Genomic DNA, 10,706 nt, shown 5'->3' with positions numbered 1-10,706 from the left:
TTGCCGGCCGACGCCGTAATCACGCCGCGCGCGAGCGCGTCCGCCGGAATGTGCGCCATCTTGTTGTACGCGCCGCGCAGCTTGAACGAGAACACCGGCTGGTTGTCCTCGCGCTTCAGGTAAACGGCATTGCGCAGCCGGGCCGACAGGTTGCGGGCGGGTTCGAGTTCCGTCTCGATCGCGACGTCGTAGACGCGCGCGGTGAGGATTTTCTTCAGGTAATCGTGGGATGCCATGGACGCTCGCGTGCAGTGCGGATGCAGACGGTAAAGGATCAATGATAGCGCCAAGGGTCCGCCCGCATGCAAGCGGCATGCCGGGCGGGCGGCCGCGAAGGGGGGCGGGCCGGGCGTTCGCGGCGCCGGGCGCGCCTTTTCTGCCGGCTTAACCGCACGGTTACCGACCGGACGGACGGCGAATGATCGCGCCAAACCGTGCCGAGCCCCGTCCGGTGCGGCTCGCGGCGATAGCCCCACGACCTGTCCGGCGTGCCACGGACGGGCCGATCATGGGTTAGAATTCCGTTTTGAATCAAGGATCGGAAGATGCAGAGGCACCCTCGGATCGCACCGTTGAAGCCGACGCCGCGCGCAGCCAGCCCCGCGGCCGAACGGCATGCGCGCCGCGCGCGATCGTGCTGATCGTTCCGAGTGCCGCCAGGCCCTGTCGCCGGCCAGGAGGGGCGAACCGCCCGCTCCGGCCCCATGAAGGACAGCCGCGCGCCTGGTAACAGAACAGATTTCCCCAAGATTGCGCCCACGCGCTTGCCGACGCCCGTGCACGGTGTATCGGCCCTCCGAGTCGTCCGAACATGAACGCACCACAAGTTTTCGATCCGCATGGCGCGGCCGCCGCCGTCGCCGCCGACCCCGCGCCCCGCTTGCGCGAGATTCCCTATAACTACACGTCCTTCTCGGATCGCGAGATCGTGATCCGCCTGCTCGGCGAAGAGGCGTGGTCGGTGCTCGACGAACTGCGTGCCGAGCGCCGCACGGGCCGCTCGGCACGGATGCTGTACGAAGTGCTCGGCGACATCTGGGTCGTGCGCCGCAACCCCTACTTGCAGGACGACCTGCTCGACAATCCGAAGCGCCGCGCGCTGCTGATCGAGGCGCTGAACCACCGCCTGACCGAGATCGGCAAGCGCCGCAGCGCGGATCTCACCGAGCACCGCGACGAGGCGGGCCGCGAGCGCGCATCGCGCGTCGAGATGCTCGAAACCGCCGCGCAGCGGGCGGTCAACGAGTTCGCCGACGAATTCGAGAAGATGGCCGACCTGCGCCGCCGCGCGACCAAGGCGCTCGGCCGCTGCACGGAGAAGGACAATATCCGCTTCGACGGGCTGTCGCGCGTGTCGCACGTGACCGACGCGACCGACTGGCGCGTCGAATACCCGTTCGTCGTGCTGACGCCCGATACCGAGGCCGAGATCGCGGCACTGATCAAGGCCTGCTTCGAGCTCGGCCTGACCGTGATCCCGCGCGGCGGCGGCACCGGCTACACGGGCGGCGCGGTGCCGCTCACGCCGTTCTCGGCCGTCATCAACACCGAAAAGCTCGAACAGCTCGGCGCGGTCGAGCTGACCGAACTGCCGGGCGTCGCGCACAAGGTGCCGACGATCTTCTCCGGCGCGGGCGTCGTCACGCGCCGCGTGACCGAGGCGGCCGAGGCGGCCGGCTACGTGTTCGCGGTCGATCCGACGTCGCTCGATGCGTCGTGCATCGGCGGCAACGTCGCGATGAACGCGGGCGGCAAGAAAGCCGTGCTGTGGGGCACCGCGCTCGACAACCTGGCCTGGTGGCGGATGGTCGACCCGGACGGCAACTGGCTCGAAGTCACGCGCCACGAGCACAACCAGGGCAAGATCCACGACATCGCGGTCGCGCGCTTCGAGCTGAAGTGGTTCGACGGCGCGTACGCGCCGGGCGAGAAGCTGCTCAAGACCGAAATGCTCGAGATCGAGGGCCGCCGGTTCCGCAAGGAAGGGCTCGGCAAGGACGTGACCGACAAGTTCCTCGCCGGCCTGCCGGGCGTGCAGAAGGAAGGCTGCGACGGGCTCATCACGTCCGCGCGCTGGGTGCTGCACAAGATGCCCGCGCACACGCGCACCGTCTGCCTCGAGTTCTTCGGCCAGGCGCGCGAGGCGATCCCGAGCATCGTCGAGATCAAGGACTACCTGTTCGAAACGTCGAAGCAGGGCGGTGCGATCCTCGCGGGCCTCGAGCACCTCGACGAGCGCTACCTGCGCGCGGTCGGCTACGCGACCAAGAGCAAGCGCAACGCGTTCCCGAAGATGGTGCTGATCGGCGACATCGTCGGCGATGACGCCGACGCCGTGGCGCACGCGACGTCCGAAGTGATCCGGATGGCGAACGGCAAGAGCGGCGAAGGCTTCGTCGCGATCAGCGCGGAGGCGCGCAAGCGCTTCTGGCTCGACCGCAGCCGCACGGCCGCGATCGCGAAGCACACCAACGCGTTCAAGATCAACGAAGACGTCGTGATCCCGCTGAACCGGATGGGCGAGTACACCGACGGCATCGAGCGGATCAACATCGAGCTGTCGCTGAAGAACAAGCTGCAGCTCGTCGACGCGCTCGAGACGTTCTTCCGCGGCGGCAACCTGCCGCTCGGCAAGACCGACGACGCGAACGAGATCCCGAGCGCGGAGCTGCTGGAAGACCGCGTGCAGCAGGCGCTGGAGCTGCTCAAGCGCGTGCGCGCGCGCTGGGAATTCGTGCGCGACCGGCTCGACCAGCCGCTGCGCGAGGCGCAGCACTACCTCGTGCAGCTCGGCTACGAGGCGCTTGCCGAGAAGTTCGCGGATCGCGCGGACGAACAGCCGGGCGCGACCGTGTTCCACGTCACGCAGGACCGCACGGTCCGCATCTCGTGGAAGCAGGAGATCCGCGCGGAACTGCGCGCGATCTTCAACGGCGGCGCGTTCAAGCAGATCCTCGACGAGGCGCAGGCGATCCACAAGCGCGTGCTGCGCGGCCGCGTGTTCGTCGCGCTGCACATGCACGCGGGCGACGGCAACGTCCACACGAACCTCCCGGTCAACTCCGACAACTACGAGATGCTGCAGGACGCGCACGCGGCGGTCGCGCGCATCATGAAGCTCGCGCGCTCGCTCGACGGCGTGATCTCCGGCGAGCACGGAATCGGCATCACGAAGCTCGAGTTCCTGACCGACGACGAGCTCGCCGAATTCCGCGCATACAAGCAGCGCGTCGACCCGAACGGCCGCTTCAACAAGGGCAAGCTGCTCGACGGCGCCGACCTGCGCAACGCGTACACGCCCAGCTTCGGGCTGATGGGCTACGAATCGCTGATCATGCAGCAGTCCGACATCGGCGCGATCGCCGATTCGGTGAAGGACTGCCTGCGCTGCGGCAAGTGCAAGCCGGTGTGCGCGACCCACGTGCCGCGCGCGAACCTGCTGTACAGCCCGCGCAACAAGATCCTCGCGACGTCGCTGCTGGTCGAGGCATTCCTGTACGAGGAGCAGACGCGCCGCGGCGTGTCGATCAAGCACTGGGACGAGTTCAACGACGTGGCCGACCACTGCACGGTGTGCCACAAGTGCGCGACGCCGTGCCCGGTGAAGATCGACTTCGGCGACGTCACGATGAACATGCGCAACCTGTTGCGCAAGATGGGCAAGAAGAAGTTCAACGCCGGCAACGCGGCGGGCATGTTCTTCCTGAACGCGACCAATCCGCAGACGATCAACGCCGCGCGCACCGTGATGATGGGCGTCGGCTACAAGGTGCAGCGCTTCGCGAACGACATGCTGAAGAAGGTCGTGACGAAGCAGACGCAGCACCCGCCCGCGACGACCGGCAAGCCGCCCGTCGTCGAGCAGGTGATCCACTTCGTCAACAAGAAGATGCCGGGCAACCTGCCGAAGAAGACGGCGCGCGCGCTGCTCGACATCGAGGACAACAAGATCGTGCCGATCATCCGCAACCCGAAGTCGACGACCGTCGATTCGGAAGCGGTGTTCTACTTCCCGGGCTGCGGCTCCGAGCGCCTGTTCTCGCAGGTCGGCCTCGCGACGCAGGCGATGCTGTGGGAAGCGGGCGTGCAGACGGTGCTGCCGCCGGGCTACCTGTGCTGCGGTTATCCGCAGCGCGGCTCGGGCCAGTACGACAAGGCCGAGAAGATCGTCACCGACAACCGCGTGCTGTTCCACCGGGTCGCGAACACGCTGAACTACCTCGACATCAAGACGGTCGTCGTGTCGTGCGGCACCTGCTACGACCAGCTTGCCGGGTATGAATTCGACAAGATCTTCCCGGGCTGCCGGATCATCGACATCCACGAGTTCCTGCTCGAGAAGGGGATGAAGCTCGACGGCGTGTCGGGTACGCGCTACATGTATCACGACCCGTGCCACACGCCGATCAAGACGATGGACCCGGTGAAGCTCGTCAACGAGCTGATGGGCTCGGAGAAGGACGGCTACAGGATCGAGAAGAACGACCGTTGCTGCGGCGAATCGGGCACGCTCGCGGTCACGCGCCCGGACGTGTCGACGCAGGTGCGCTTCCGCAAGGAAGAGGAGATCCGCAAGGGCGCCGCGAAGCTGCGTGCGATTCCCGTGGTGGCCGGCGCTGCACCGGCGCCTGCCGCCGCGGCCGCGAACGGGCCGGACGTGAAGATCCTGACGAGCTGCCCGTCGTGCCTGCAGGGCCTGTCGCGCTACAGCGAGGACGCGAATCTCGAGGCCGACTACATCGTGGTCGAAATCGCGCGCCAGGTGCTCGGCGAGAACTGGATGGCCGATTATGTCGCACGTGCGAACAATGGCGGGATCGAGCGCGTGCTGGTCTAATGCGGGCATGACGACCGCCCGACCGGGCCGGAAATGAGCGGGCGCCGGCGCAGTCATGCCGGCGCCCGTCCACATGGGAGCGACGATGGAATGCGTGTTTTGCCGTGAAGACGGCGGCGAGGTGCTCTGGCAGGACGACGTGCTGCGCGTCGTCCTCGCGACGGGCGAGCACGACTATCCGGGCTTCTGCCGGGTGATCTGGGGCACGCACGTGGCCGAGTTCTCCGATCTCGGCGAGCCCGAGCGGGCACACCTGATGCGCGTGGTCTACGCGGTCGAACGGGCCGTGCGCCGCGTGATGCAGCCGAACAAGGTGAATCTCGCGAGCCTCGGCAACATGGTGCCGCACGTGCACTGGCACGTGATCCCGCGCTTTTCCAACGACGCCCATTTCCCGCAGCCCGTCTGGGCGCCGCGCCAGCGCAGCGTGTCCGAGGCGCTGTTGCGCACGCGCGCCGCGCAGGCCTCGCTGCTGCACAATGCGGTGCGCGAGGAAATTCAACGCATGACCGATTCGAGGCAGCCATGAGCGGTTTGACTTCCACGACGCCGATTCCGTCCGGCGTCGTCGTGCACGCGGTATCGCGCGTGCTCGAATTGCAGTACCCGAACGGCGACAGCTACCGGATTCCGTTCGAGCTGATGCGCGTCTATTCGCCGTCGGCCGAGGTGCGCGGCCACGGGCCCGGCCAGGAGACGCTGCAGACCGGCAAGCGCGAGGTGACGATCACGGCGCTCGAGGGCGTCGGCAACTACGCGCTGCAGCCGACGTTCTCCGACGGCCATTCGACCGGCATCTACTCGTGGGACCTGCTGTACGAGCTGGCGACGCAGCAGGACGCGCTGTGGCGCGACTATTTCGACAAACTGAAGGCGGCAGGCGTCGAGCGCGACGCCCCGATGCAGGCGGCCTCCGCGTCGCACGGCCACTGCCACTGAAATCGACGGCGCCCGCTCGGCGCCGTCCTGCCATTTACTGAGGATCAACGCGATGAGCAAAACCCACTTCGGCTTCGAAAGCGTCGAGGAAAACGAAAAAGCGAAGAAAGTGGCGGGCGTGTTCCATTCGGTCGCGAGCAACTACGATCTGATGAACGACCTGATGTCGGCGGGCATGCACCGCGCGTGGAAGGCGTTCACGATCGCGCAGGCGAACGTGCGCCCCGGTTTCAAGGTGCTCGACATCGCGGCCGGCACCGGCGACCTGACGAAGTCGTTCAAGAAGGCGGCCGGCCCGACGGGCGAGGTGTGGCATACGGACATCAACGAATCGATGCTGCGCGTCGGCCGCGACCGGCTGCTCGACAAGGGGATCGTGACGCCGTCGCTGTTGTGCGACGCGGAGAAAATCCCCTTTCCGGACAACTACTTCGATGTGGTCACGGTTGCATTCGGGCTGCGCAACATGACGCACAAGGACGTCGCGCTGGCCGAGATGCGTCGCGTGACGAAGCCCGGCGGCCGCGTGATGGTGCTGGAATTCTCGAAAGTCTGGGATCCGCTGAAAAAAGCGTACGATCTGTATTCTTTCAAAGTATTACCGTGGCTTGGCGACAAGTTCGCGAAAGATGCTGAAAGTTATCGGTATCTTGCTGAATCTATCCGGATGCACCCCGATCAGGACACGCTGAAGACGATGATGGAACAAGCGGGCCTCGATGCCGTCAAATATTACAATTTGTCAGGTGGCGTGGTAGCTTTACACCTAGGAACCAAGTACTAAGGGGTTCTTTCCATACATTCGCCTTACATCTGGAGAAGCTGATGTCCGAAACGCGTCCGTTGTTCAACCGTAGCAAGCCGTCGAAGCCGTGGGCTCGACGGGTCGGCACGCTGCTGATGGTCGGCCTGCTCACGGCCGGCACGTTCGCATCGCTCGACGCTGAAGCCAAGCGCATGGGCGGCGGGCGCAGCATCGGCCGCCAGAACTCCACCGTCACGCAGCGCCAGGCCACGCCGCCCGCGCAGCAGCCGATGCAGCAGGCCGCGCCGTCGCAGGCGCAGCGTGCGAACCCGGCCGCGCCCACGCCGGCCGCGCAGCCCAACCGCTCGCGCTGGCTCGGGCCGATCGCCGGCCTCGCGGCCGGTCTCGGCATCGCGGCGCTGCTGTCGCACTTCGGCCTCGGCGGCGCGTTCGCGAGCATGATGGCGAACGTCATCGTGATCGCGCTGCTCGCGGCGATCGGCATCTGGCTGATCCGCAAGTTCATGAACCGCCGTCGCCCGCAGGAGCCGGCGTACTCGGTCGGCGGTTCGGCGTCGGCGTCGGGCGGCTACTCGCAAAGCCCGTCGTTCCAGCAGGGCAATGCCGGCGGCAGCTACGCGGGCAGCGGCAGCAGCTATGCGAACGAAGCGCAGGGCGTGTTCGGCGGCGGCGCGGCGGCCGCCGGCGCGGCAGCGGCTGCGGCGGCGCCGCTCCAGGTGCCGGCCGGTTTCGATACCGAAGCGTTCCTGCGCAGCGCGAAGGTTTACTTCGTGCGCCTGCAGGCGGCGTGGGACCAGGGCAACCTGGCCGACATCCGCGAGTTCACGACGCCCGAAATGTTCGCGGAGATCAAGATCGACCTCGATTCGCGCGGTAACGAGGCGAACCAGACCGACGTCGTGCAGCTCGACGCGGAGCTGGTCGCGATCGAGGATCGCGGCATCGAGCAGTCGGCGAGCGTGCGCTTCCACGGCCTGATCCGCGAATCGGCGAGCGCGTCGGCCGCCCCGTTCGACGAGGTGTGGAACCTGTCGAAGTCGGGCAGCCAGGGCTGGCTGCTCGCGGGTATCCAGCAGATCAACACGCACTGAGCGTGACCGGCGGCCCGCGCCGCCGGGCACCCGGGCGACGGCCGCCGCACTGCGACCGCTTGCCGCCCGGGTGTACGGTCGGGCACGGTCTGCCGACGATCCGACGTTACAATAGAAACCCGCGTGGGCGCCCGGCCTGCGCGGGTTTTTTCTTTCCCAGCCCGATGACCTTTGCCGCCAAGCCTTTTGCTGCTGCCGTCAATCACCTGCTCGCGCGCGAATCATGGGCGCGCGATCGCCTGATTCCCTATGCGGGCAAGACTGCCCGGATCGACGTGCCTCCCGTCACGCTCACGCTGCTGGTGCAGCCCGACGGTTATCTGTCGGCCGTCGACGCGCACGATGCGCAACAGGTCGACGTGTCGATCGCGCTCGCGGGCGACACCGTCGCCGCGTTCCTGCAGGGCGGCCAGGCGGCCGTGATGAAGCACGTGAAGATCGAGGGCGACGCGGAGTTCGCGACGCAGATCGCGAAGCTGGCCGAGCACCTGCGCTGGGAACCTGAAGAAGATCTCGCGAAGCTGGTCGGCGACGCGGCGGCATACCGGATCGCGACGGTCGTGCGCGATGCCGGCGCCCGCGCGCGACGCACCGGCCGCAACGTGCTCGAATCCGTCGCCGAATACTGGCTCGACGAAAACCCGCAAGTCGTCCGGCGCGCGTCGCTCGGCGGCTTCGACGCCGATCTGGCGCGCGCACGCGATGCGCTCGCGCGGGTCGAAAAGCGGGTCGAGCGACTCGAACAAAAAATCGGCGCGCGCACGGGCCCAGGCCCGCGCGGCGCGCACTGAGGGCCGCAGGGCATGCGCATTTTCCGTTTCATCAAGATTGTCTACACCGTCATCCGCTTTGGCCTCGACGAAGTGATGCTGTCCCGGATCGACGACCGGCGCGTGAAGCTGCTGCTGCGGATCACGACGATCGGCCGCCGCTATTCCGATCCGCCCGCCGTGCGGCTGCGTCACGCGCTCGAGAGCCTCGGCCCGATCTTCGTGAAGTTCGGCCAGGTGCTGTCGACGCGCCGCGACCTGCTGTCGGTCGATTTCGCGAACGAACTCGCGAAGCTGCAGGACCAGGTACCGCCGTTCGATTCGGCCGTCGCGATCGCGATCATCGAGAAGTCGCTCGGGGCGCCGGTCGACGAGCTGTTCGACGAATTCGAGCGCGAGCCGATCGCGAGCGCGTCGATCGCGCAGGTGCATTTCGCGAAACTGAAGCAGGGCGTGCACGCGGGCAAGGCCGTCGCCGTGAAAGTGCTGCGGCCGAACATGCTGCCGGTGATCGATTCCGACCTCGCGCTGATGCGCGACATCGCGACATGGACCGAGCGCATGTGGGCCGACGGCCGCCGCCTGAAGCCGCGCGAGGTCGTCGCCGAATTCGACAAGTACCTGCACGACGAGCTCGACCTGATGCGCGAGGCCGCGAACGGCAGCCAGCTGCGCCGCAACTTCGCGGGCCTCGACCTGCTGCTCGTGCCCGAGATGTTCTGGGATTTCTCGACGTCGCAGGTGCTCGTGATGGAGCGCATGACCGGCGTGCCGATCAGCCAGGTCGAGACGCTGCGCTCGGCCGGCGTCGACATCAAGAAGCTCGCGCGCGAAGGCGTCGAGATCTTCTTCACGCAGGTGTTCCGCGACGGCTTCTTCCATGCGGACATGCACCCCGGCAACATCCAGGTGAGCCTCGACCCGAACACGTTCGGCCGCTATATCGCGCTCGATTTCGGGATCGTCGGCGCGCTGTCCGATTTCGACAAGAATTACCTCGCGCAGAACTTCCTCGCGTTCTTCAAGCGCGACTACCACCGCGTCGCGACGCTGCACCTCGAATCGGGCTGGGTGCCGCCCGAGACGCGTGTCGAGGAGCTCGAAAGCGCGATCCGCGCGGTGTGCGAGCCGTATTTCGACCGTGCGCTGAAGGACATCTCGCTCGGCCAGGTGCTGATGCGCCTGTTCTCGACGTCGCGCCGCTTCAACGTCGAGATCCAGCCTCAGCTCGTGCTGCTGCAGAAGACGATGCTGAACGTCGAAGGGCTCGGCCGCTCGCTCGACCCGGAACTCGACCTGTGGAAGACCGCGAAACCGTACCTCGAGCGCTGGATGACCGAGCAGATCGGCCTGCGCGGCTGGTATGAGCGTTTCAAGGTCGAGGCGCCGCAGTGGAGCAAGACGCTGCCGCAACTGCCGCGGCTGATCCATCACGCGATGGCGGCGCGTCACGACGCACCCCGCGCCGCCAGCGAGGAACTGATGCGCCAGATCCTCGTCGAGCAGAAACGGACCAACCGGCTGCTGCAGGCGCTGCTGATCTTCGGCCTGTCGGTCGGTGTCGGGGCGCTGGTCGCGCGGGTGCTGTTCGCGCTCGCATACGGCGCCTGACCGAAAGGAGCACCGCGATGTCCGATCTGAAGCAACCGCCTGTCCCGACCGCCGCCGAGTTCGCGACGCGCGACCCCGGCCACGCGTCGTTCTGGGACGAGCGCTTCGAGCGCGGCGTGACGCCGTGGGAATTCGGCGGCGTGCCCGGCGGCTTTCGCGCGTTCGCGCACCGGCTCGAGCCGTGCACGGTGCTGATTCCCGGCTGCGGCAGCGCGCAGGAGGCGGGGTGGCTCGCGCAGGCCGGCTGGCCGGTGCGCGCGATCGATTTCGCCGCGCAGGCGGTGGCCGCCGCGAAGGCGCAGCTCGGCGCGCATGCAGACGTCGTCGAGCAGGCCGATTTCTTTACGTACCGGCCGCCGTTCGACGTGCAGTGGGTGTACGAGCGCGCGTTCCTGTGCGCGTTGCCGCCGGCCATGCGCGCCGACTATGCGGCACGCATGGCCGAGCTGCTGCCCGCGGACGGCTTGCTGGCCGGCTATTTCTTCGTGACGGCGAAGCCGAAGGGGCCGCCGTTCGGGATCGAGCGCGCGGAACTCGACGCGTTGCTCACGCCGTACTTCGAGCTGATCGAGGATTTGCCCGTGACCGATTCGCTGGCCGTGTTCGAAGGACACGAGCGCTGGCTCACGTGGCGCCGCCGCTGATGCGCGGGCGTCGCTGCGATTGCCGGAGCGCGCCGGGGTTTCAGCTAA

General features: G+C 67.1%; 9 protein-coding genes. 8 read left to right on the top strand and 1 reads right to left on the bottom strand.

Annotated elements, in window-relative coordinates:
• Positions 1-236: pyridoxal-phosphate dependent enzyme (locus tag G3N62_RS32025; protein WP_206141424.1), on the bottom strand; the 236-nt coding region annotated here is incomplete at its 3' end.
• A gap of 575 nt (positions 237-811) precedes the next feature.
• On the opposite strand from G3N62_RS32025, the gene G3N62_RS32020 reads away from it, so the two are divergent.
• From G3N62_RS32020 to G3N62_RS31985, 8 genes are all read left to right on the top strand, one after another.
• Positions 812-4,837, top strand: coding sequence for a DUF3683 domain-containing protein (locus G3N62_RS32020; RefSeq protein ID WP_124671101.1), 4,026 nt, complete (start codon positions 812-814; stop codon positions 4,835-4,837).
• Between the two features lie 85 nt (positions 4,838-4,922).
• Positions 4,923-5,366 (top strand): HIT family protein, encoded by a 444-nt coding sequence (locus G3N62_RS32015; protein WP_049030829.1) that lies wholly within the window; start codon positions 4,923-4,925, stop codon positions 5,364-5,366.
• Positions 5,363-5,776, top strand: coding sequence for a DUF971 domain-containing protein (locus G3N62_RS32010; protein ID WP_034188995.1), 414 nt, complete (start codon positions 5,363-5,365; stop codon positions 5,774-5,776). Before G3N62_RS32015 ends, G3N62_RS32010 begins: the two co-directional genes overlap by 4 nt.
• A gap of 52 nt (positions 5,777-5,828) precedes the next feature.
• Positions 5,829-6,560, top strand: a complete 732-nt coding sequence (ubiE, locus tag G3N62_RS32005) for a bifunctional demethylmenaquinone methyltransferase/2-methoxy-6-polyprenyl-1,4-benzoquinol methylase UbiE (RefSeq protein WP_049030826.1) — start codon at positions 5,829-5,831, stop codon at positions 6,558-6,560.
• A 41-nt stretch (positions 6,561-6,601) separates the two neighbouring features.
• Positions 6,602-7,633, top strand: coding sequence for a TIM44-like domain-containing protein (locus tag G3N62_RS32000; RefSeq protein ID WP_059560523.1), 1,032 nt, complete (start codon positions 6,602-6,604; stop codon positions 7,631-7,633).
• Between the two features lie 164 nt (positions 7,634-7,797).
• Positions 7,798-8,424: an SCP2 sterol-binding domain-containing protein gene (locus G3N62_RS31995; protein WP_059560521.1), complete on the top strand. Its 627-nt coding sequence runs from the start codon at positions 7,798-7,800 to the stop codon at positions 8,422-8,424.
• A 12-nt stretch (positions 8,425-8,436) separates the two neighbouring features.
• Positions 8,437-10,014, top strand: a complete 1,578-nt coding sequence (gene ubiB, locus G3N62_RS31990; protein ID WP_034188999.1) for a ubiquinone biosynthesis regulatory protein kinase UbiB — start codon at positions 8,437-8,439, stop codon at positions 10,012-10,014.
• Between the two features lie 17 nt (positions 10,015-10,031).
• Positions 10,032-10,658, top strand: coding sequence for an SAM-dependent methyltransferase (locus tag G3N62_RS31985; protein ID WP_124671102.1), 627 nt, complete (start codon positions 10,032-10,034; stop codon positions 10,656-10,658).
• Positions 10,659-10,706: the final 48 nt, after the last annotated feature.

Origin of the sequence: Burkholderia sp. Tr-20355 (genome assembly GCF_017104685.1) — a bacterium.
Classification (GTDB): domain Bacteria; phylum Pseudomonadota; class Gammaproteobacteria; order Burkholderiales; family Burkholderiaceae; genus Burkholderia; species Burkholderia seminalis.
Note: the sequence above shows the minus strand (reverse complement) of the source record. Positions and strands in the feature narration are given on the sequence as shown.

Excerpts from the sequence above, each read along its gene's own strand:
- G3N62_RS32020 (WP_124671101.1), top strand. The coding sequence starts at position 812 with ATGAACGCACCACAAGTTTTCGATCCGCATGGCGCGGCCGCCGCCGTC.
- G3N62_RS32015 (WP_049030829.1), top strand. The coding sequence starts at position 4,923 with ATGGAATGCGTGTTTTGCCGTGAAGACGGCGGCGAGGTGCTCTGGCAG.
- G3N62_RS32010 (WP_034188995.1), top strand. The coding sequence starts at position 5,363 with ATGAGCGGTTTGACTTCCACGACGCCGATTCCGTCCGGCGTCGTCGTG.
- ubiE (WP_049030826.1), top strand. The coding sequence starts at position 5,829 with ATGAGCAAAACCCACTTCGGCTTCGAAAGCGTCGAGGAAAACGAAAAA.
- G3N62_RS32000 (WP_059560523.1), top strand. The coding sequence starts at position 6,602 with ATGTCCGAAACGCGTCCGTTGTTCAACCGTAGCAAGCCGTCGAAGCCG.
- G3N62_RS31995 (WP_059560521.1), top strand. The coding sequence starts at position 7,798 with ATGACCTTTGCCGCCAAGCCTTTTGCTGCTGCCGTCAATCACCTGCTC.
- ubiB (WP_034188999.1), top strand. The coding sequence starts at position 8,437 with ATGCGCATTTTCCGTTTCATCAAGATTGTCTACACCGTCATCCGCTTT.
- G3N62_RS31985 (WP_124671102.1), top strand. The coding sequence starts at position 10,032 with ATGTCCGATCTGAAGCAACCGCCTGTCCCGACCGCCGCCGAGTTCGCG.